Source organism: Pseudomonas sp. DR208 (assembly GCF_019823005.1).
GTDB classification, from domain to species: Bacteria; Pseudomonadota; Gammaproteobacteria; order Pseudomonadales; family Pseudomonadaceae; genus Aquipseudomonas; species Aquipseudomonas extremorientalis.
Genome location: NZ_CP081944.1, coordinates 6,130,258 through 6,150,247 on the forward strand (window position 1 = coordinate 6,130,258; position 19,990 = coordinate 6,150,247).

The 19,990-nt window shown below is 60.4% G+C and carries 18 protein-coding genes and 1 pseudogene; 8 read left to right on the top strand and 11 right to left on the bottom strand.

Annotated features, from left to right (window positions below; all coding sequences use genetic code 11):
• Positions 1 to 55: 55 nt before the first annotated feature.
• The 3 genes from ssuE to K5K89_RS27840 all read right to left on the bottom strand — a co-directional run bounded on the left by ssuE (position 56) and on the right by K5K89_RS27840 (position 3,129).
• Positions 56 to 649 (bottom strand): NADPH-dependent FMN reductase, encoded by a 594-nt coding sequence (gene ssuE / locus K5K89_RS27830; protein WP_058426479.1) that lies wholly within the window; start codon positions 647 to 649, stop codon positions 56 to 58.
• Between the two features lie 196 nt (positions 650 to 845).
• Positions 846 to 1,484 carry a peroxiredoxin gene (locus K5K89_RS27835; protein ID WP_071490435.1) on the bottom strand — a complete coding sequence of 213 codons (639 nt, stop codon included), beginning with the start codon at positions 1,482 to 1,484 and terminating at the stop codon, positions 846 to 848.
• A 271-nt stretch (positions 1,485 to 1,755) separates the two neighbouring features.
• Complete coding sequence (locus K5K89_RS27840; protein WP_222540611.1) at positions 1,756 to 3,129, bottom strand: OprD family porin; 1,374 nt, start codon at positions 3,127 to 3,129, stop codon at positions 1,756 to 1,758.
• 370 nt (positions 3,130 to 3,499) lie between these two features.
• Here K5K89_RS27840 and K5K89_RS27845 point away from each other — a divergent pair.
• Positions 3,500 to 4,103 (top strand): annotated as a pseudogene (locus K5K89_RS27845) (ABC transporter substrate-binding protein).
• 32 nt (positions 4,104 to 4,135) lie between these two features.
• Here the strand turns inward: K5K89_RS27845 and argA are convergent.
• Together argA and argE are read right to left on the bottom strand one after the other, a co-directional pair.
• On the bottom strand, positions 4,136 to 5,437 hold the full coding sequence (gene argA / locus K5K89_RS27850; RefSeq protein ID WP_071490437.1) for an amino-acid N-acetyltransferase: 1,302 nt from the start codon (positions 5,435 to 5,437) through the stop codon (positions 4,136 to 4,138).
• A gap of 135 nt (positions 5,438 to 5,572) precedes the next feature.
• Positions 5,573 to 6,721 carry an acetylornithine deacetylase gene (gene argE / locus K5K89_RS27855; protein WP_071490438.1) on the bottom strand — a complete coding sequence of 383 codons (1,149 nt, stop codon included), beginning with the start codon at positions 6,719 to 6,721 and terminating at the stop codon, positions 5,573 to 5,575.
• A 158-nt stretch (positions 6,722 to 6,879) separates the two neighbouring features.
• Here argE and K5K89_RS27860 point away from each other — a divergent pair, with 158 nt between their 5' ends.
• On the top strand, positions 6,880 to 8,247 hold the full coding sequence (locus K5K89_RS27860) for an inorganic triphosphatase (RefSeq protein WP_222540612.1): 1,368 nt from the start codon (positions 6,880 to 6,882) through the stop codon (positions 8,245 to 8,247).
• A 19-nt stretch (positions 8,248 to 8,266) separates the two neighbouring features.
• Here K5K89_RS27860 and K5K89_RS27865 read toward each other — a convergent pair whose 3' ends face one another.
• The gene (locus K5K89_RS27865; RefSeq protein ID WP_010207358.1) at positions 8,267 to 8,737 is read right to left on the bottom strand and encodes an Lrp/AsnC family transcriptional regulator; all 471 of its coding nucleotides are present in this window, start codon (positions 8,735 to 8,737) and stop codon (positions 8,267 to 8,269) included.
• Positions 8,738 to 8,864: 127 nt separating this feature from the next.
• On the opposite strand from K5K89_RS27865, the gene K5K89_RS27870 reads away from it, so the two are divergent.
• The 6 genes from K5K89_RS27870 (at position 8,865) to K5K89_RS27895 (ending at position 14,119) form a co-directional block, all read left to right on the top strand.
• Positions 8,865 to 9,203: a hypothetical protein gene (locus K5K89_RS27870; RefSeq protein WP_222540613.1), complete on the top strand. Its 339-nt coding sequence runs from the start codon at positions 8,865 to 8,867 to the stop codon at positions 9,201 to 9,203.
• 83 nt (positions 9,204 to 9,286) lie between these two features.
• Positions 9,287 to 10,966 carry a GspE/PulE family protein gene (locus tag K5K89_RS27875; protein WP_071490442.1) on the top strand — a complete coding sequence of 560 codons (1,680 nt, stop codon included), beginning with the start codon at positions 9,287 to 9,289 and terminating at the stop codon, positions 10,964 to 10,966.
• A 77-nt stretch (positions 10,967 to 11,043) separates the two neighbouring features.
• Positions 11,044 to 11,964 (top strand): SPFH domain-containing protein, encoded by a 921-nt coding sequence (locus K5K89_RS27880; protein ID WP_010207363.1) that lies wholly within the window; start codon positions 11,044 to 11,046, stop codon positions 11,962 to 11,964.
• Between the two features lie 10 nt (positions 11,965 to 11,974).
• A complete protein-coding gene (locus tag K5K89_RS27885; protein ID WP_222540614.1) occupies positions 11,975 to 12,421 on the top strand; it encodes an NfeD family protein in 447 nt (148 codons plus the stop codon).
• A 69-nt stretch (positions 12,422 to 12,490) separates the two neighbouring features.
• A complete protein-coding gene (locus K5K89_RS27890) occupies positions 12,491 to 12,805 on the top strand; it encodes a DUF2388 domain-containing protein (RefSeq protein WP_003176799.1) in 315 nt (104 codons plus the stop codon).
• Positions 12,806 to 12,979: 174 nt separating this feature from the next.
• Positions 12,980 to 14,119, top strand: a complete 1,140-nt coding sequence (locus tag K5K89_RS27895; protein ID WP_093120513.1) for a DegT/DnrJ/EryC1/StrS family aminotransferase — start codon at positions 12,980 to 12,982, stop codon at positions 14,117 to 14,119.
• A gap of 42 nt (positions 14,120 to 14,161) precedes the next feature.
• Here K5K89_RS27895 and gcvH read toward each other — a convergent pair whose 3' ends face one another.
• The 5 genes from gcvH to K5K89_RS27920 form a co-directional block, all read right to left on the bottom strand.
• Positions 14,162 to 14,545 carry a glycine cleavage system protein GcvH gene (gene gcvH / locus K5K89_RS27900; RefSeq protein ID WP_071490445.1) on the bottom strand — a complete coding sequence of 128 codons (384 nt, stop codon included), beginning with the start codon at positions 14,543 to 14,545 and terminating at the stop codon, positions 14,162 to 14,164.
• Between the two features lie 53 nt (positions 14,546 to 14,598).
• Positions 14,599 to 15,681, bottom strand: coding sequence for a glycine cleavage system aminomethyltransferase GcvT (gene gcvT, locus K5K89_RS27905; protein WP_071490446.1), 1,083 nt, complete (start codon positions 15,679 to 15,681; stop codon positions 14,599 to 14,601).
• Positions 15,682 to 15,837: 156 nt separating this feature from the next.
• Positions 15,838 to 17,454, bottom strand: coding sequence for an ABC transporter permease (locus K5K89_RS27910; RefSeq protein WP_071490447.1), 1,617 nt, complete (start codon positions 17,452 to 17,454; stop codon positions 15,838 to 15,840).
• 149 nt (positions 17,455 to 17,603) lie between these two features.
• Positions 17,604 to 18,608, bottom strand: coding sequence for an extracellular solute-binding protein (locus K5K89_RS27915; RefSeq protein WP_222540615.1), 1,005 nt, complete (start codon positions 18,606 to 18,608; stop codon positions 17,604 to 17,606).
• Between the two features lie 160 nt (positions 18,609 to 18,768).
• Positions 18,769 to 19,986: a 2-octaprenyl-3-methyl-6-methoxy-1,4-benzoquinol hydroxylase gene (locus tag K5K89_RS27920; RefSeq protein ID WP_170856050.1), complete on the bottom strand. Its 1,218-nt coding sequence runs from the start codon at positions 19,984 to 19,986 to the stop codon at positions 18,769 to 18,771.
• Positions 19,987 to 19,990 lie beyond the last annotated feature (4 nt).

A 19,990-nucleotide genomic window follows, 5' to 3' on the forward strand; every position in this document is an offset into this window, starting at 1 on the left:
CCTGCTTGGCCGTTGGCGGCTGAGTAAGGTGAGTGTTTCGGTATATCAGTGAGGCTCAGATGCTCCAGCGAGCACTCAACAAACGTTCGTTCAACACGTGGGGGTCCAGCGGTTTCGGGCGACGGGCCATGGCGCCGTACAGTGTTTCCAGGGCTTCGTGCAAACGCTGTTCGAGTACTGGCACCAACTGCGCCTGGGCACTGCCTTCGCCATACGCGATCTGGCTGTCTTCGGCAAAGATGCCGTGGAGCAATTCCTGGGCCTTCAGCGCCGACAGCACCGGCTTCAAGGCATAGTCCACCGCCAGCATGTGGGCGATGCTGCCGCCGGTGGCCATCGGCAACACGATCTTGTGGGCCAGGGCGCGTTCGGGCAGCAGGTCCAGCACGGTCTTCAGCGCGCCGGAGAACGAGGCCTTGTACACCGGCGTAGCGATCACCAGGCCGTCAGCGTTAGCCACTTGTTGCAACAGGTCGATGACCTTGGGGCTGTCGAAGCGCGCATGCAGCAGGTCCTCAGCCGGGAAGTCCCGTATCTGGTAACTCACCACTTCTACGCCTTTGTCTTGCAACCACTGACGGGTTTTATCCAGCAATACCCCGGAGCGGGAGCGCTGGCTGGGGCTGCCTCCAAGTGTTACGACCAACATGCAGGAATTCCTTGAGCAGGTGTCGGCGGTTCGCTGTGTGGCGATGGCGCCAAGATGGAACAGACCTTATCAGCAGATTCATATATCTATAAATCTTATTTTTTCATTTGTTTATTCTTAAAATGCATATACCAGGTATGAAATCGCAGCCGAAAAAAAAGGCCGTCGAAACGGCCTCAAAACCCCTGCTATGTGATCAGCGATTCGGTTGTGGTGTCAGGCGCAGGTACGGCTTCACCGCGCGATAGCCCTTCGGAAAGCGTCTCTTGATCTCTTCCTCATCCTTGAGCGAAGGCACGATCACCACCTCATCACCGTCCTGCCAGTTGGCGGGCGTGGCGACCTTGTGGCTGTCGGTGAGCTGCAACGAGTCGATGACCCGCAGGATCTCGTGGAAGTTGCGCCCGGTGCTGGCCGGGTAGGTAATGGTCAGGCGGATCTTCTTGTTCGGGTCGATCACGAACAAGGAACGCACGGTGAGTGTGTCACTGGCGTTGGGGTGGATCAGGTCGTAGAGGTCGGACACTTTGCGATCGGCGTCGGCCAGGATCGGGAAGTTGACAACAGTGTTCTGGGTTTCGTTGATGTCTTCGATCCACTTGTGGTGCGAATCCACCGGGTCGACCGACAGGGCGATGGCCTTGACGCCGCGCTTGGCGAATTCGTCCTTGAGCTTGGCGGTGAAACCCAGCTCGGTGGTGCACACCGGGGTGAAATCCGCCGGGTGGGAAAACAGCACACCCCAGCTATCGCCCAGCCATTCGTGGAAACGAATCGTGCCGGCGCTGGAATCCTGTTCGAAGTCGGGGGCGATATCGCCCAGTCTTAGGCTCATGGTGTGGCTCCTGGTGAGTGCTTATGGAGCCCACTGTGCATGGATTGTGGATTATTTAAAAAGAATAAATATCAATTTATCTAGACGATAAAGGAATATTAAAAATCTGTTCATTGGACGCGGGGGCAGACGAGGAGCAACATCGTTTTCAAGGTTAGAGAAGGCCTTGAGACGCTGTACAAAGAGGGGTCAGGAAGGGCCTGCGGGGGTTTGGCCCGACTTGAAAGCAAGACACCCTGCCCGGTGTTGCACCGGGCAGGGTTTTACGCAGTTACTTGAACGCGTAGGTGTAGCTGACGATTACACGGTTTTCGTCTTGATCACGCGCGGCCGCAACATCGTTGCGCCACATAGCGTTTTTCCAGGCGACACCGACGTTTTTGAAAAGGCCTTCTGGCACTACGTAGGCAACAGTGATATCACGCTCCCACTCGGACTGGCCGGTGAATTCTGCGCGAGTGCTGTTGACGGTATCGATGTCGGTACCTTTGAGGTAAACAACACCGGCGGTCAGGCCAGGCACGCCAACCTTGGCGAAGTCGTAGGAGTAGCGAGCTTGCCAGGTACGTTCGCCGGCACGGGCGAACTTGGCGATCTGCATGTCAGTGGTCAGGTAAGCCGACGAACCGTCGCCTTGGTTCAGCCAAGGGAAGTCGCTGCTGCCGTTGCTCACTTGGTAACCACCACCGAAGGTGTGACCTGCAACGGTGTAGAGGAACAGACCGCTGTACAGGTTGTTATCAACCTTGCCGCGACCGGAGTTCACACCGCTGTAGTTACCCGAGGAGAAGTAGGCGGATTCGTGACCGTTTTTACCGTCATCGGAGCTGTTGAAATAACGCAGGTCAGACTTCAGTACGCCCGGGCCGATAGCCCAGTTGTGGGTCAGACCCAGGAAGTGCTGTTTGTAGAAGTCTTCCAGGTTGCCGTAGTAGTACTGGGCAGTCAGATCCTTGGTGATCTTGTAGTCGCCACCGGCGTAGTAGAACTTGTTGCTGTCACGCCAGTTGACGCCACGGGAGTTGGCACCCGCGATCGACAGGTTGTCGACGTTGCTGGAGTTACGACCCTTGGCTTTTTCGATCTGACCCGCAACCAGCGTCAGGTCCTTGTTGAGATCGTTTGTGGTGATCTGGCCACCCTGGAAGGTTTGCGGCAGCAGACGACCGTCGTTCGACACGATGACGGGCAGCTTGGGCATCAGCGTACCCAGCTTCAGTTCGGTCTGAGAGATCTTGGCCTTGGCAGTCAGGCCCAGGCTCGAGTAGTTATCAACGGCTTCGCCATTGGATTTGCTCGGGAACACAGTGCCGCCATAAGACGAGGCAGTTGCGCCATTCGTGCCACCGCCGGAGTCCAGGCGAACACCCAGCAGGCCGATAGCATCAAGACCGAAACCCACGGTGCCTTGGGTGTAACCGGAGATGAAGCGCAGATCGAAGCCTTGGCCCCATTCTTCGTTCTTGCTCTGAACACCGGCACGCTTGTTGGCGGCTGTGCCAGCAGCCGAGTCACGGTTGTCAGTGTTGATGTAAAAGTTACGCAGACCCAGTGTTACTTTGCTGTCATCGATGAAACCGGCAGCGCCTGCTTGCTGAGCGATTGCGCCCAGGGCTACAGCCAGTGCCAAGGTGGACTTCTTCATGTACCGCTCCTCTCATTTCTAATTTTTGTATTTCTTTGGTCTCGGGTCTGACGCCCTCGATCCACAGATGCGCGATTAGCGCCAGATAGTGACCACCAAGTCAATCGTAACCTTGTGTGTCTACTACCTTCGTCTAATCGCAGTTGATTTGGTCCCTGCAGGGTAATGAGTTTTTCATACACCCAAAAAGAATTATTTCATTCTTTTTCATACGATTCAGGAATAAGCCTTTGCATGACGCGAACCCGTCAGCGTAGACGAACCGCTTCATAAGCTAATTCCTAAAGGGTATTTTTTAGCACTTTTTTAGATCGATTAGTGTGGCCGTAAGGTTGCATACGTCACCCACGATCAAAAAGGCGACGCCATCATGGCCAAACGCATATCCTCCCGTCAATTTGTTACAGTTTTTGTGTCACTAATAGTTTCTTTTGGTGTCAAAGCGGCCGATTTGCCCATCGGCTAGAAAATTGCCTGGCACCATTCAACAGTGGGCCGGAAGTCGTAACCGCCATGGCCTCGGGCGACGTGCAAATCGGCAACCTCGGTTCCAGCGCCGCTGCCGCAGCGGCATCACGGAATCTATCCATCGTCGCGTTCATCGTATCGGCCCAGATCAATACTTCTGAAGCATCGGTGGTGCGTAAGGGCAGCCACATTGACGCACCCAAGGATTTGATCGGTAAAACCATCGCCACGCCGTTTGTCTCAACCTCTCATTAGTAGATTCGAAACCGGTGCAGAAAATCGCGAAAATGACAGGCGCCGACGCCGCAGACATTCATGAGCTGCTAGCCGGCACGACATTCCCGGATGCCCAGGCACAACAAACCGATGCGCTGCCAAAAGGCGGCACGGCGAAGGCGATCGGGGAGACGGCGAAGCTCTTGGAGTAACAGGGGAAGGTTGAGGTAGTGCTGCCGGATGACTCGGCCTTCGTGACCGACAAATTCGTCAAACCCTGCACCCTGTAGGAGCCGGTTAACCGGCTCCTACAGGGTGTGGATTACAGGGCCTTCTCGAAGATCTTCGAATTACGCTGATAGTTGTACAGCGACGCCCGCGCCGACGGCAGGCGGTCGACACTGCTCGGCACAAACCCCCGCTCACGGAACCAGTGCGCGGTGCGGGTGGTGAGGACAAACAAGGTCTTCAACCCCTGCGCCCGGGCACGGGCCTGGATGCGCTCCAGCAACACATCGCCACGAGCGCCATGGCGATATTCCGGGTTCACTGCCAGGCAAGCCAGCTCTCCCGCGTCCGAATCGGCGATCTGATACAGCGCTGCACAGGCGATGATCATGCCTTCGCGTTCTACCACGCTGAACTGCTCGATCTCACGTTCCAGCACTTCCCGCGAACGGCGTACCAGGATGCCCTGCTCTTCCAGCGGGCTGATCAGGTCGAGCAAACCGCCGACATCCTCAATCGCCGCTTCGCGCACCTGCTCGAATTGCTCTTGGGCCACCAGCGTACCGCCGCCGTCCCGGGTAAACAGCTCGGTGAGCAAGGCGCCGTCTTCGGCGTAGCTGACAATATGGCTGCGCCCTACTCCACCCCGGCACGCTTCGGCGGCGGCATCGAGCAATTCGGCCTGGTAGTTGGTTTTGCCCAGGCGCTGCAGGTGAGCCGGCACCTGTTGCGGGCGCAGCTCGCGTACCAGGCGGCCGTTTTCATCGATCAAGCCCATATCGGCGCCAAACAGCAGCAGCTTGTCGGCGCCCAGGTCGATGGCGGCGCGGGTCGCGACGTCTTCGCAGGCCAGGTTGAAGATCTCACCGGTTGGCGAATACCCCAGCGGCGACAGCAACACGATGGAGCGCTCATCCAGCAAGCGATTGATACCCTTGCGGTCGACGCGGCGCACTTCGCCAGTGTGATGGTAGTCCACGCCTTCGAGTACACCGATCGGACGTGCCGTCACCAGGTTGCCGCTGGCAACGCGCAGGCGCGAGCCCTGCATCGGTGACGAGGCCATGTCCATCGACAGGCGCGCTTCGATGGCGATACGCAGATGGCCGACCGCGTCGATCACGCACTCCAGGGTTGCGGCATCGGTGATGCGCAAGCCTTCGTGGTAAGCCGGGGTCAGGCCCCGCGCTTCAAGGCGCGCTTCGATCTGTGGGCGCGAACCGTGGACCAGTACCAATCGCACACCCAGGCTGTGCAGCAGCACCAGGTCGTGGACGATATTGCCGAAGTTGGGATGTTCCACACCATCGCCAGGCAGCATGACCACAAAGGTACAGTCGCGGTGGGCATTGATGTAGGGGGACGCATGGCGAAGCCAGTTAACGTAGTCGGGCATAGAACCTGGGCCTGTAATAAAAAGCAGCCGAAAAAGGATGAATCCTGAAAGCGCACGGCGGGCTGATGGTTATCGTCGGAACAGGCTTGGCGACACGCTCACTCTCCTTCTATGTACGAACAGGCAGGGGTTAATTTATGCAGGTTTCAGGCAGTAATGTTCGATCAGTTCCCGCAATAGACGCACTGTAGGCGTCAAGCGTGACATTTCGAGGTATTCGCCCGGCTGGTGTGCGCAGGCGATGTCGCCGGGGCCGAGCACCAGGGTTTCACAACCAAGGCGCTGAAGATAAGGCGCTTCGGTGCCGAACGCTACTGCTTCGGCACGATGGCCGGTCAATCGTTCCGCCACCCGTACCAGTTCGGCATCTTCCGGTTGCTCGAACGGCGGTACTTCGGGGAACAGGGGCGCATAGTCAATCTTGACCTGATGGCGCTCGGCCACCGGCTGGAGCTTCTGGCGGATCGCATCGCGCAGCACCTGGGGGTCCATGCCCGGCAGTGGGCGCAGGTCGAACTCCAGGGAACACTGGCCGCAGATGCGGTTGGGGTTGTCGCCGCCGTGGATGCAACCGAAGTTCATGGTCGGTTGCGGCACGCTGAACTGAGGGTTGCGGTACTCGCGCTGCCAGGCCAGGCGCAGGCCGCGCAGTTCGCCGATGGCGTCGTGCATGGCTTCAAGCGCGCTGTGGCCCAGGCTGGGGTCCGACGAGTGGCCGCTTTGGCCAAGAATATCGATGCGTTCCATCATCACGCCTTTGTGCAGGCGGATCGGCTTGAGGCCGGTCGGCTCGCCGATCACCGCTGCGCGACCCAGAGGGCGGCCCGCTTCGGCCAGTGCGCGAGCGCCGGACATGGAGCTTTCTTCATCACAGGTGGCGAGAATCAGCAGAGGCTGTTTGAACGGCTGATCCAGCAGCGGCAACACCGCTTCGATGGCCAGCGCGAAAAAGCCCTTCATGTCGCAGCTGCCCAATCCTACCCAACGGCCGTCAACTTCCGTCAGCTTGAGCGGGTCGGTCTTCCACAGCGCTGCGTCATAAGGGACGGTATCGCTATGACCCGCCAGCACCAGGCCTCCGGGCCCACTGCCGTAACTGGCCAACAGGTTGAACTTGCCGGGGCTGACTGGCTGGATGTCGATGGCGAAACCCAGATCCCCCAGCCAAGCGGCGAGCAAGTCGATCACCGGGCGGTTGGTCTGGTCGAGAGAGGCCTGGGTGCAGCTCACGGATGGCGCGGCAATCAACGCGGCAAACTGCTCTTTCATGGACGGTAACGGCATGCTCGGCCTCTCGACTTCCCGGATGAGCCTCACTATAGAGCCATCTGCACGACACAATAAACCGTTGCGGCGCGTTGCCGGGCTCAGTCCTGTACACTGCACGACCTTGGCAGCCACTCACTTCCCCGGCTGCGCTCCCGATCCTGGATGTTCCGGCCATGCAAAAAGAAACTGAAATCAAGCTCCGCGTCAGCCGCGAGACCCTCGCCGCGCTGCGTGAGCACCCGCTCCTGAAAAAACGCAACAAAAGTGGCTGGGAACGCCGTGAGTTGATGAACCAGTACTTCGACACCCCCGAGCGCGACCTGGCCCAGGCCAAAGTCGCCCTGCGCCTGCGCAAGGACGGTGACGACATCATCCAGACCCTCAAGACCCGCGGCCAGAGCGTCGCCGGCTTGTCGGAACGTAACGAATACAACTGGGAACTGCCTAAAGCCAAGCTCGACGTAAAGAAACTCGACGGCGAATGCTGGCCCGAGCAACTGGCCGAGCTGGACAAAAAGACCCTCAAGCCGATCTTCACCACCGACTTCGTGCGTGAGCGCGCCGAAATCGCCTGGGGTCGCGGCAAGGCCAAGGTGGTGATCGAAGCCGCCCTGGATCTGGGCCACGTGGTGGTCGGCAAGCAGAAAGAAGAAATCTGCGAGCTGGAACTGGAACTGCGCGAAGGCGAACCGGCCGCCCTGCTGGAGTTGGCCGCCGAGCTGGCCGCGACCCTGGCGTTGATGCCGTGCGATATCAGCAAGGCCGAGCGCGGCTACCGTTTGTACGACGCCAGTAGCTACTCCCTGAGCCTGCCGGCGCCGCAGATCCACGCTGAAATGCCGCTGGACGATGCCTTCGCTGCGATCATGTGGCACCTGCTGGGCAGCAGCCAACGCCTGGCCGAGCAATACCGTTTCAATGGCCACTGGCGCCTGCTGCAAGACTGGGTCGACAACCTCGGTGAACTGCGTGCCCTGGTCGGCAGCCTTGGCCAGGCGGCACCGCGTCAGTCCACCAGCGAACTGCGCAGCGCACTCGATGCCCTGCTGGAAGACTGGCGTCCACTGGTACAGGCCGGTGATGACGACGAGGACATCCGCAAAGCCGCGCCGGAACAGTTCGCCGAAGAACTGGACGACGTGCGCTGGGGCCTGTTCTCACTGAACGCTTCACGCTGGCTGCTCGCCCGCACCTGGACCGCCGACCGCAACGTGCGTGGCAACCGCCAGGGCGCCGCGCAAATCACCAACTGGCTGCCGCGCCTGCTGGCCGACGACGCTGTCGCCCTGCAACTGCCGCGCTACCAGCAACAGCCGGAAGACCTGGCCGAGCAACTGCCGCGTATCGAACGCATCCAGGCCTGGCTGCACCATGCGCGCCAGGTGGTCGACATTCCGGAACTGGACCGTCTGTACGGCGAGCTGAACAAGTTGGTGCAACTGGCCAACCAGCCGATTACCGATGAGTCGCTGGATGCGCGGATGCATCAGGCGATTGCGGTGTATCAGAACCGGGCGTGGAAGACTCTGCTGCGTCTGTAAGGCCGCTATCACCAGCCTGTCAGCGCAATACTGGCAGGCTGGTGGTGGATTTGATCTCGGATAAAGCCACAATCGAATTAACCTCCTGAATCCCAGGCACCATCGACAGTTTCTCGAAGAAAAACCGCTCATACGCCTCGATGTCCGAGGTGACGATACGCAGCAGAAAGTCCACCGCCCCCATCAGCACATAACACTCCAGCACTTCCGGGAACCCGCGAATCGCATCGGTGAACTCGGTGAAGTTGGAGCGGCCGTGGGCGTTGAGTTTCACCTCGGCGAATATCTGCGTGTTGAGGCCGATCTTCTTGCGATCCAGCAAGGTCACCTGGCCACGAATCACACCCTCTTCCTTGAGCCGTTGGATACGTCGCCAGCAAGGCGACTGGGACAGGCCGACCTGTTCGGCGATCTGCGCGCTGGAGAGAGAAGCGTCTTCTTGCAACAGGGCCAGGATACGGCGGTCGTAGGCGTCCAACTCGCTGTGCATATAAATACCCTCCATCGCACTTATTCTGAATTGATTGATTCGATTTTCGACAAATAAGGCCCATCTTAGATAAGAAATCTCCCGTGGCGAATGTAAAAATTTCTCCAGTCGAATCCGGAGCTTTCCCATGCATGCCGTCGAAACCAACCACCCCGCCACCCGCGTCGATGCGTGGGCCGTCAACAGCGCCCATTGCCAGGCCCATTACCAGATCGTCGCCGAGGCGGAGCCCGACGTGGTGTGCCGGGTACTCAACTATTTCGCTCTGCAATTCCTCACGCCACAGCAGGTTACGGTCAACCGCGAAGAAGACCTGTTAAACATCGGCATCGTGATGGACGGCCTGAGCTGGCACCGCGCCCAGGTGATCGGTGAAAAGATTCGAAACCTGATCAGCGTGTGCACACTGGACGTGTGGTCGGCTGATTCCGTGGCGCCTCAGGCAGTGATGGCGGTTGCTCAGTAAGACCCTGCAATACACGCCGGGAGGAAGATATTCAGGGGCTGGCTAGCCTGGGATTTACGCCCACTGCCCTCAGGAAAATCTCCATGCCGGTTGATCAACGATTGGAACTGCGTCAGCTGCTGCCGGCTTTGCTCGAAGGGCGAGTGATCACCCCGGAAGTTGCACAGCAGTTGTCGGCGCTGCCGGCCAGCAACACCTTGCATCCCCTGGAAAGCATCGCAGCCCTTGGCCCCAGTCTGGAAACCCTGACCGAATGGCTGGCCCAGCATGCCGGGCAACCGTACCTGCGCATCGATCCGTTGAAGATCGATGTGGCGACGGTCGTGCCGCTGATGTCCCATGCGTTCGCCCAACGCCACGCCATCCTTGCAGTGGCGGTGGACGCGCAGACGGTCACCGTCGCCAGCGCCCAGCCCCACGTCACCAGTTGGGAAGCCGGGCTGGCGCAGGTGCTCAAGCGCTCGATCAAGCGTGTGGTTGCCAACCCCCATGACATAACGCGCTGTATCGGCGAGTTCTACCGGCTGGCGAAGTCCGTCAGCGGCGCCGATCAAAAAGTTGCGGCACCGGGCAACAACGAACTGCTCAACCTCGGCGCCAGCGACCAGGAGCCGGATGCCAACGACGCGCATATCGTCAACATCGTCGACTGGCTGTTGCAGTACGCTTTCGGCCAGCGGGCCAGCGATATCCACATTGAACCGTGCCGTGAACAGGGCCGTGTGCGCTTTCGCATCGACGGGTTGCTGCACGACGTCTATCAGTTCCCGCCCCAGGTCACGATGGCAGTCGTCAGCCGCCTCAAAAGCCTGGGCCGCATGAACGTGGCAGAAAAGCGCAGGCCCCAGGACGGCAGGGTCAAGACCAAGAGCCCGACCGGAGCGGAAGTGGAGTTGCGCCTGTCCACCTTGCCCACGGCGTTTGGCGAAAAGCTGGTGATGCGGATCTTCGACCCACAGGTGCTGCTCAAGGGCTTTGACCAGCTTGGTTTATCGGTTGAGGACCAGCAACGCTGGCAAGCCATGACGAGCCAGACCAACGGCATCATCCTGGTCACCGGCCCTACCGGTTCAGGCAAGACCAGCACCCTCTACACGACGCTCAAGCAATTGGCCACGCGGGAAGTCAACCTGTGCACGGTGGAAGACCCGATCGAAATGGTCGAGCCGGCGTTCAACCAGATGCAGGTGCAGCACAATATCGACCTGACCTTCGCCAGCGGCATCCGCGCCCTGCTCCGCCAGGACCCGGACATCATCATGATCGGCGAGATCCGCGACCAGGAGACCGCCGAAATGGCGATCCAGGCTGCATTGACCGGGCACCTGGTGCTGTCGACCCTGCATACCAACGATGCGCCCAGCGCCATCAGCCGCCTGCAGGAGCTGGGCATTGCGCATTATTTGATCAAAGCCACCTTGCTCGGCGTAATGGCGCAGCGTTTGGTGCGGGTTCTGTGCCCCCACTGCAAGCGTGCGTTGGGTGACGCCCATGAAGCGGTCGGTTGCGTTGAATGTCGACACAGCGGTTATCAGGGGCGGGCCGGCGTTTACGAAATCATGGTTTTGAACGAAGCGCTCAGGACTTTGATCACGCCTGGGGCCGATGTGCAGGCCCTGCGCCAGGCAGCAGTGACTCACGGCATGCGCAGCTTGCGTATGGCCGCCATGCAGAAGGTCGCGGCGGGGCTCACCACGATGGCGGAAGTCTTGCGGGTGACTCCCGGGGATTCGGTAACAAATCCTTTGTTTGTTAAGCAGTGAAACCGTTCTTATCGGTGACAACACCGTTACAATCGGCCCAACGTCGTTTCACTGACACCATCAGATAGGGAATCGCTATGCAGATCGGAACCGTACTGCTTCTTTTCGTGGGGCTGGCCATCGCCATCCTGTTCATGGGCTTCAAGGTGGTCCCCCAGGGCTACCAATGGACGGTCGAGCGTTTCGGCCGTTACACCAATACCCTCAAGCCTGGCTTGAACATCATCATCCCGGTCATGGACCGCATCGGTCGCAAGATCAACGTGATGGAAAGCGTACTGGATATCCCGCCCCAGGAAGTCATCACCGCCGACAACGCCACCGTGCAGATCGACGCCGTGTGCTTTTTCCAGGTGGTCAACACCGCCCAGGCCGCCTACGAGGTGAACAACCTCGAACACGCCATCCGCAACCTGCTGCAGACCAACATCCGTACCGTGCTCGGCTCCATGGAACTGGATGCCATGCTCAGCCAGCGTGACGGCATCAACGAAAAACTGTTGAAGACCGTGGACGAAGCCACCGCGCCGTGGGGGATCAAGATCACCCGTATCGAGATCAAGGACATCAGCCCGCCCGCCGACCTGATGGCCGCGATGTCGGGCCAGATGAAAGCCGAACGGATCAAGCGTGCGCAGATCCTCGAAGCCGAGGGCCTGCGCGCCTCGGCGATCCTGACGGCCGAAGGCAAGAAGCAGGCACAGATTCTCGAGGCCGAAGGTAGCCGCCAGGCGGCGTTCCTTGAATCCGAAGCCCGTGAGCGTCAGGCCGAAGCCGAAGCCCGCGCCACACAGGTGGTATCGGAAGCAATCGCGTCGGGCAATGTGCAGGCGGTCAATTACTTCGTCGCACAGAAATACATCGACGCCCTGGGCAAGCTGGCTTCGGCCAACAACAGCAAGGTCATCCTGATGCCGCTGGAAGCCAGCCAGGTGATCGGCGCAGTTGGCGGTATCGGCGAGATCGTCAAGGCAACGTTCGACAACAAGAAAGGCTGAGGCCAGCGCCATGTGGGATTTCCTGCAGCATCTGTCGTTCTGGGATTGGCTGGCACTGGGCACGGTACTGCTGATTCTTGAGGTATTCGGCGCTGGCGGTTACCTGTTGTGGATGGGTATCGCCGCGGCGGCCGTGGGCGTGATCAAGTTCCTGGTGCCACCCCTGAGGCTGGAATGGCAACTCCTGCTGTTTGCCGTGTTGTCGATAATGACGGCGGTGTACTGGTGGAAACGTCAGCGCAGCAGCGCCAAGGCCAGCGACCAGCCGGGGCTCAACGAACGCGGCTCCGAGCTGATCGGCCGCACCTTCGTGGTGCACCAGGCGATTGTGGATGGCCGGGGCAAGGTGAAAGTCGGTGATGGCGTGTGGATGGTGACCGGCCCGGACAGCCCCGTAGGCGCCCAAGTACGGGTGGTTGGCCAGGAAGGCGTGGTGTTAAGGGTTGAAACTGTTTAGTCAGTGATGGAACTCGATTGGGCTAACTACAATCATAAAGTACAGATAACCCACCCGGAGTCACCCATCATGCGTCTCAAATATGCTGTCGCAACCCTTGCTGTGCTTTCCCTCCCTGTCGGATCAGCCATGGCCGACAGTTTCTGGCGCAATGTCATCTCGTCCGGCGCCACTACCGGCTCGACGTACCTGACCTTCAAGGACCACAAGTTGGTGGTCGCTGCACAAGACGACGCAGGCAGCTTCGTTGCCAGCGACGGCGGCATCCGTGGTCCATACCTGGAAGCAGCAATGCAGAAAGTTCGCGCTGATAACCCTGGTCTGCAGGCCACGGACATGGAGTTGGCCAACGCCATCCTTGCGAAAAATGCTGTCACCGAGTGATTCCATCGCTCTGAAAAATGCCGCTGTTGAAGCGGCATTTTTTTGTCCACGTTTTTCCCCGCGCATGACAATTCATTCACGGGCGACAGGCTATATTCAGTCAACCCGTGCAACCATGCCGGTACTGATACCTCGCTTACTCATCGCCAACCTGAAACGGATGCCTTCGTCGTCATGAGCCAACTGCCCTTCCTGCCGTTTTCCAAACCCACCATTGATGAAGCCACCATTGCAGCGGTCGGCGATGTACTGCGCTCGGGCTGGATCACCAGCGGGCCGAAGGTCCAGGCATTCGAGGCGCAGTTGTCGGAGTACTTTGGCGGTCGGCCGGTGCGCACCTTCAACTCGGGCACCTGCACCATGGAGATTGCCTTGCGCATTGCCGGCATCGGTCCGGGCGATGAAGTCATCACCACGCCAATCTCTTGGGTGGCCACGGCCAACGTGATCCTGGAAGTGGGCGCTACGCCGGTGTTTGCCGATATTGACCCGGTGACCCGCAATATCGACCTGTCCCAGGTGGAAGCGGCGATTACCCCGCGCACCAAGGCGATCATCCCGGTCTACCTGGCCGGCCTGCCCCTGGATATGCCGATGCTGTATGCACTGGCGAACAAGTACAACCTGCGCATTATCGAAGATGCGGCGCAGGCGCTGGGTTCCAGCTGGGATGGCGAGCGTATTGGCGCCACCGGGGATTTTGTGTCGTTCAGTTTCCAGGCCAACAAGAACATCACCTCTTCCGAGGGCGGCTGCCTGGTGTTGAACAACGCCGAAGAGGCACGGCTGGCGGAAAAATACCGCCTGCAGGGCGTTACCCGCACCGGCTTCGACGGCCTCGACGTGGATGTATTGGGCGGCAAGTTCAACATGACCGACATCGCCGCCGCCATTGGCCTGGGGCAATTTGCCCATATCGAGCAGATCACTGCTCACCGCCAGAACCTGGCGCGGCACTACTTCAAATGCTTTGGCAGTGACTTTGAAGAGCAGTACGGCGCACAACTGCCGCCGGCAGACTTCGAGAACAGCAACTGGCACCTGTTTCAACTGGTGCTGCCGGAACGTCAAGACGGTCTGCCAGCCCGCGCCACCTTCATGGAGCAGATGCAGGCTCATGGCGTCGGCATTGGCTATCACTACCCGCCGATCCACCTGCTGAGCCTTTATCGGGCACAGGGGTTCAAGGAAGGCATGTTCCCGGTGGCGGAGAGAGTGGGACGTTTGATCGTGTCGTTGCCCATGTTTACGGCGATGACAGAGGCGGATGTGGAGCGGTCGGTGGCAGCCGTGAAGGCGGTTCTACAGCCCTGAAAACACATTGCGGGAGCCGTTTGACCGGCTCCCGCAACAGGATCACTCGCCGATGGCGGCTTTGTAGCCGGCAGCATCCAGCAATTTATCCAGATCAGCCGGGTTGCTTGGCTTGAGCTTGAAGATCCAAGCGCCGTAGGGATCAGAGTTCAGCAGCTCCGGGCTACCACTCAGTTCTTCGTTGACGGCAATCACTTCGCCTGCAACCGGGGCGTAGATATCCGAGGCGGCCTTGACCGACTCAACCACACCCGCCTGGCCAGTCGCGTCAAACTGGGCGCCCACTTCGGCCAACTCAACAAACACCACATCACCCAACGCTTCCTGGGCATGGTCGGAAATACCGACGGTCACGGTGCCGTCAGCTTCCAGGCGTGCCCATTCGTGGCTTTCGGCAAAACGCAGGTCGGCAGGGATATCGCTCATAGTCTGTGTCCTCAAGAAGTAATGTCAGCGGCCTTCGGCCTGCCGGAAATAGGTTAGATCAAGGTTTTGCCATGGCGCACGAAGGTCGGTTTGACCACTCGAACCGGGTACCACTTGCCGCGGATCTCCACTTCGGCCCGATCAGCGGTTGCCGTCGGTACACGCGCCAGCGCAATGGATTTGCTCAGCGTAGGAGAGAAACTACCACTGGTGATCTCCCCTTCGCCAATATTGGCGATACGAACCACCTGGTGAGCACGCAAAACCCCGCGTTCTTCCAGCACCAGCCCGACCAGTTTGAACTGCACACCAGCTGCTTTTTCCGCTTCCAGTGCGGTGCGGCCAATGAAATTACGCTCGGCCGGTTCCCAGGCGATGCTCCAGGCCATATTCGACGCCAGGGGCGAAACCTCCTGGTGGATGTCCTGGCCGTACAGGTTCATGCCCGCTTCCAGGCGCAAGGTATCGCGGGCGCCGAGGCCGATGGGTGAAATACCAGCGCCCACCAGGTCATTGAAAAAGCCCGGTGCCTGATCGGCAGGCAGGACAATTTCCAGGCCGTCTTCGCCGGTGTACCCGGTACGTGCGATAAACCAGTCACCATCGGCGCGGCCTTCGAAGGGCTTGAGCTGGTGAATCAGGGTGCTGCGCGATTGAGTGACCAGCTCAGCGATCTTCTGCCGGGCGTGGGGGCCTTGGATGGCCAGCATCGCCAACTCGGCGCGCTCATGCAGTTGCACCTGATAGTCGCCCAGTTGCGCGTGCATCCAGGCCATATCCTGGTCGCGGGTGGCGGCGTTGACCACCAGCCGATAGGCGGCCTCGGTGCGGTAGACAATCATGTCGTCCACCACGCCGCCCTGCTCGTTGAGCATGGCGCTGTACAACGCACGGCCGCAGTCGTGCAGGCGTTCGACATCATTGGCCAGCAGGTGCTGCAGCCATTCCTTGGCCTGGGGGCCGCTGACATCGATCACGGTCATATGAGATACATCGAACACCCCGCAGTCGCGTCGCACCTGATGGTGCTCCTCAACTTGCGAGCCGTAGTGCAGAGGCATATCCCAACCGCCAAAATCGACCATTTTCGCGCCGAGGGCGAGATGCAGGTCATACAGAGGCGTACGCTGTCCCATGGGTTTCTCCTTCCGGGCTTGGCGAAGGTGCGCGGAGCTACTGTCCGCGCTGAACACCTTGATTCACAAGGCCTGCAGCCACGTCCAGCGACCCGCTCCAAAAGACGAAGCGCACCGAATGCCGCGCATTGTAGCCGCAAGCCGTAGGACTGGCACCTAACCGATTTGCCGTGCAGAGCGTCGGATGAGCCCGATCACCGGCAACAGGCCCACCAGCACCAGGGTCAACGCCGGCAAAGAGGCCCGTGCCCACTCGCCTTCGCTGGTCATTTCAAAGATCCGCACCGCCAGCGTGTCCCAGCCGAACGGGCGCATCAGCAAGGTGGCAGGCATTTCCTTGAGCACATCGACAAACACCAGGAGTGCTGCGCTCAACGTCCCCGGCAACAGCAACGGGAGATACACTTTGCAAAACAGTCGTGGACCACTGACGCCAAGACTGCGTGCAGCTTCCGGCAGGGACGGACGGATACGCGCCAGGCTGTTTTCCAACGGCCCATAGGCCACCGCCAGGAAACGCACCAGATACGCCAGCACCAGCGCCGACAGGCTGCCCAGCAACAACGGCTTGCCCGCCCCGCCGAGCCAGCCGGACAGCGGCACCACCAGTTCACGGTCCAGATAGCTGAACGCCAACATGATCGATACCGCCAGCACCGAGCCCGGCAAGGCATAGCCAACGTTGGCCAGGCTGATACCGGAACGGATCGCCCGTGTCGGCGCCAGGCGGTTGGCGAACGCCAGTACCAGCGCCACGCTGACCGTGATCAAGGCCGCGATGCCGCCCAGGTAAAGCGTATGGAGGATCAGGCCCGAATAGCGCTCATCCAGATCGAAGCGGCCGCGCTGCCAGAACCAGGCCACCAGTTGCAGCATCGGGATGACAAACGCGCAGGCGAACACCAACGCGCACCAACTGCTGGCTGCGGCCGCCTTGACCCCGCGCAGGTGGTACAACGCCTTGCCCCGTGGCCGCTCATTGCCTGGCCGGCTGGCGCCCCTGGCGCGCCGCTCGCCGTACAGCACCAACATCACCACCAGCAGCAACAGGCTGGCCAGTTGGGCGGCGCTGGAAAGACTGAAGAAGCCGTACCACGTCTTGTAGATGGCGGTGGTGAACGTATCGAAGTTGAACACCGAGACCGCGCCGAAATCCGCCAGCGTTTCCATCAACGCCAAGGCGACTCCAGCCCCAATCGCCGGGCGCGCCATGGGCAGAGCCACGTGCCAGAACGCTCGCCATGGCGATTGCCCGAGCACCCGCGCGGCCTCCATCAGGCCTTTGCCCTGGGCCAGGAATGCGGTGCGCGCCAATAGATAAACATAGGGATAGAACACCAGGACCAGAACGATGATCACACCGCCGGTGGAGCGCACCCGTGGCAGGCGCAGCCCGGTGCCGAACCATTCACGCAACAGGGTTTGCACGGGGCCGGAGAAGTCCAGCAGGCCGACAAATACAAAGGCCAGCACATAGGCAGGAATGGCGAACGGCAACATCAGTGCCCAATCGAGCCAGCGTCGTCCGGGGAATTCGCAGAGGCTGGTCAGCCAGGCCAGGCTGACGCCCAATAGGGTCACGCCAATGCCGACGCCCAGCACCAGGGTGAGCGTGTTGCCCAGCAGGCGCGGCATCTGGGTTTCCCACAGGTGCGACCAGACCTGTGCATCGATACTTTGCCAGGACAGCAACAGCACGCTCAGCGGCAACAGCACCAGGGCGGCGACGGTAAAGACCGGCAGGTACCAGCGGCGTTGGGCGGGGTGGGCCAAAGTCAGCTCTCAATGAATGTCTTAAATTCAACTCAATCCAATGTGGGAGGGGGCTTGCCCCCGATGGCGGTGGATCTGTCCATGATGAGTGAACTGATATATCCCGCTATCGGGGACAAGCCCCCTCCCACATTTTGACCCGTAGTGTGTCAGTTCCAGCCGGCGCGATCCATCAACCGAATAGCCTCAGCCTGTCGCTTGCCCGCGACTTCCACCGGCAAGGTATCCGCGACGAACTTGCCCCACGTCGCCACTTCGGCTGACGGCGGCACCGCCGGGTTGGCCGGGAACTCCTGGTTCACGTCGGCAAAGATCTTCTGCGCCTCAGGCGTGGTCATCCACTCCACCAGCGCCTTGGCGGCTTCCGGATGCGGCGCGTGCTGGGTCAGGCCGATACCCGACAGGTTCACGTGCACGCCACGGTCACCCTGGTTCGGCCAGAACAGCTTCACGGCCAGGTCCGGCTTCTGCTTGTGCAGGCGGCCATAGTAATAGGTGTTGACGATACCCACGTCGCACTGCCCGGCGTTGATGGCTTCGAGCACGGCGATGTCATCGGAGAACACGTCGGTGGACAGGTTGTTGACCCAACCCTTTACGATCTCTTCGGTCTTGGCCGCGCCGTGGGTTTCGATCAGGGTGGCGGTCAGCGACTGGTTGTAGACCTTTTTCGCCGTACGCAGGCACAGGCGGCCTTCCCATTGTTTGTCGGCCAGGGCTTCGTAGGTGGTGAGGTCACCCGGTTTTACCCGGTCGGTGGAATAGGCGATGGTGCGTGCGCGCAGGCTCAAGCCGGTCCAGGTGTGTTTTGACGAGCGATATTGCAGGGGAATGTTCTTGTCGATCACCGGAGAGGTGAACGGTTGCAGGATACGCATCTGCTCGGCCTGCCAGAGGTTGCCGGCATCGACGGTGAGCAACAGGTCGGCGGTTGCGTTTGCGCCCTCGGCCTTGATGCGCTGCATCAGCGGCGCTTCCTTGTCGGTGATGAACTTGACCTGCACGCCGGTTTTTTGGGTGTAGGCGTCGAAGACCGGCTTGATCAGCTCATCGATACGCGAGGAGTAGACCACCACTTCGTCGGCGGCCTGCACGGTGGTGCTGCCGATCAGGGTGAGTGCCAGGGCAGTCAGGAGGCGCTTGGGTGCCAACATGGGTGCGGTCTCTCATTTGCAAAAAGAGGGCAAATGATAAGGACTCACATTTGGTAGCGCTCGGTGGAGGCGTTACCAGATGTTGCATGACGGATATTGCTTGTAGGCTGATGGCCTCATCGGGGGCAAGCCCCCTCCCACAAGGGGTCGCATTTCAATATCAGGGTTTGGCAAGGTCCGGGAGATCGCCAGTCAGGCCGAGAGCCTGGCGTACGAACACGGCCTTGGCCTCGGGCATCTGGTCGACCATCTTCAGCCCGGCGTTGCGCAGCCAGCGCAGCGGTAGTTGATCGGCCTGGAACAACCGCTCAAAGCCCTCCATCGCCGCCATCAGCGCCAGGTTATGCGGCATGCGTCGACGCTCGTATCGGCTCAGCACCTTCACGTCCGCCAGGCGCTCGCCGCGCTCGGTCGCCGCCAACAAGACTTCAGCCAATGTCGCCGCATCAAGGAAGCCCAGGTTCACGCCCTGTCCCGCCAATGGGTGGATGACGTGGGCCGCGTCGCCGATCAATGCCAGGCCTTCGGCCACGTAGCGTTTGGCGTGGCGCTGACGCAACGGAACGCACACGCGCGGGTCGGCGCTCAGCACCGTACCAAGGCGCCCTTCAAAGGCGCGTTCCAGTTCACGGCAGAAACGTTCATCATCCAGCGCCATCAAGCGCTCGGACTCGGCCGGCGTGGTCGACCAGACGATCGAACACCAATCCTCATGCCCATCCCGCACCAGCGGCAAAAACGCCAGCGGGCCGGTATCGGTAAAGCGTTGCCACGCCGTGCGCTGATGCGGCTGGCTGCTGCGCACGCTGGTAACGATGGCGTTATGCAGATAATCCCATTCGCGGGTGGCGGTGCCGGTCAGGCGGCGTACGGCGGAGTTGGCACCATCGGCGGCCACCACCAGCGGCGCGCGCAATTTGCGCCCGTCGGCCAGGGTCAGCAGCCAGTCATCGCCGGAGCGGCGCATCTGTTCCAGGCGCGCATTGGCCAGCAGGCCCAGGTCGCAGTCGTGCAGACGGTCGAGCAAGGCATCCTGCACCACGCGGTTCTCGACGATATGCCCGAGCACCTCGGCATGTACGCTGGCCGCCGAGAAGTGGATCTGCCCGGTGCCGCTGCCGTCCCACACCTGCATCTCGCCATAAGGGCTGGCGCGGCGCGACAGGATGCCGTCCCACACGCCCAGGCGTTCGAGGATGCGTTGGCTGGCAGCCGACAAGGCGCTCACGCGGGGTTCAAACGCCGCGTCACGGTCGAACGGCTTGACGCTCAGCGGGCTGCCGTCGAGCAGCAGCACCTGCAGGCCGCTGCCCTGCAATGCCAGCGCCAGGGCGCTTCCGACCATTCCGGCCCCGACAATCAGCACATCTGCGCGCATATCC

Bases quoted from the DNA above. Each gene is read 5' to 3' on its own strand.
- ssuE (WP_058426479.1), bottom strand. From the start codon at position 649: ATGTTGGTCGTAACACTTGGAGGCAGCCCCAGCCAGCGCTCCCGCTCC.
- K5K89_RS27835 (WP_071490435.1), bottom strand. From the start codon at position 1,484: ATGAGCCTAAGACTGGGCGATATCGCCCCCGACTTCGAACAGGATTCC.
- K5K89_RS27840 (WP_222540611.1), bottom strand. From the start codon at position 3,129: ATGAAGAAGTCCACCTTGGCACTGGCTGTAGCCCTGGGCGCAATCGCT.
- argA (WP_071490437.1), bottom strand. From the start codon at position 5,437: ATGCCCGACTACGTTAACTGGCTTCGCCATGCGTCCCCCTACATCAAT.
- argE (WP_071490438.1), bottom strand. From the start codon at position 6,721: ATGCCGTTACCGTCCATGAAAGAGCAGTTTGCCGCGTTGATTGCCGCG.
- K5K89_RS27860 (WP_222540612.1), top strand. From the start codon at position 6,880: ATGCAAAAAGAAACTGAAATCAAGCTCCGCGTCAGCCGCGAGACCCTC.
- K5K89_RS27865 (WP_010207358.1), bottom strand. From the start codon at position 8,737: ATGCACAGCGAGTTGGACGCCTACGACCGCCGTATCCTGGCCCTGTTG.
- K5K89_RS27870 (WP_222540613.1), top strand. From the start codon at position 8,865: ATGCATGCCGTCGAAACCAACCACCCCGCCACCCGCGTCGATGCGTGG.
- K5K89_RS27875 (WP_071490442.1), top strand. From the start codon at position 9,287: ATGCCGGTTGATCAACGATTGGAACTGCGTCAGCTGCTGCCGGCTTTG.
- K5K89_RS27880 (WP_010207363.1), top strand. From the start codon at position 11,044: ATGCAGATCGGAACCGTACTGCTTCTTTTCGTGGGGCTGGCCATCGCC.
- K5K89_RS27885 (WP_222540614.1), top strand. From the start codon at position 11,975: ATGTGGGATTTCCTGCAGCATCTGTCGTTCTGGGATTGGCTGGCACTG.
- K5K89_RS27890 (WP_003176799.1), top strand. From the start codon at position 12,491: ATGCGTCTCAAATATGCTGTCGCAACCCTTGCTGTGCTTTCCCTCCCT.
- K5K89_RS27895 (WP_093120513.1), top strand. From the start codon at position 12,980: ATGAGCCAACTGCCCTTCCTGCCGTTTTCCAAACCCACCATTGATGAA.
- gcvH (WP_071490445.1), bottom strand. From the start codon at position 14,545: ATGAGCGATATCCCTGCCGACCTGCGTTTTGCCGAAAGCCACGAATGG.
- gcvT (WP_071490446.1), bottom strand. From the start codon at position 15,681: ATGGGACAGCGTACGCCTCTGTATGACCTGCATCTCGCCCTCGGCGCG.
- K5K89_RS27915 (WP_222540615.1), bottom strand. From the start codon at position 18,608: ATGTTGGCACCCAAGCGCCTCCTGACTGCCCTGGCACTCACCCTGATC.
- K5K89_RS27920 (WP_170856050.1), bottom strand. From the start codon at position 19,986: ATGCGCGCAGATGTGCTGATTGTCGGGGCCGGAATGGTCGGAAGCGCC.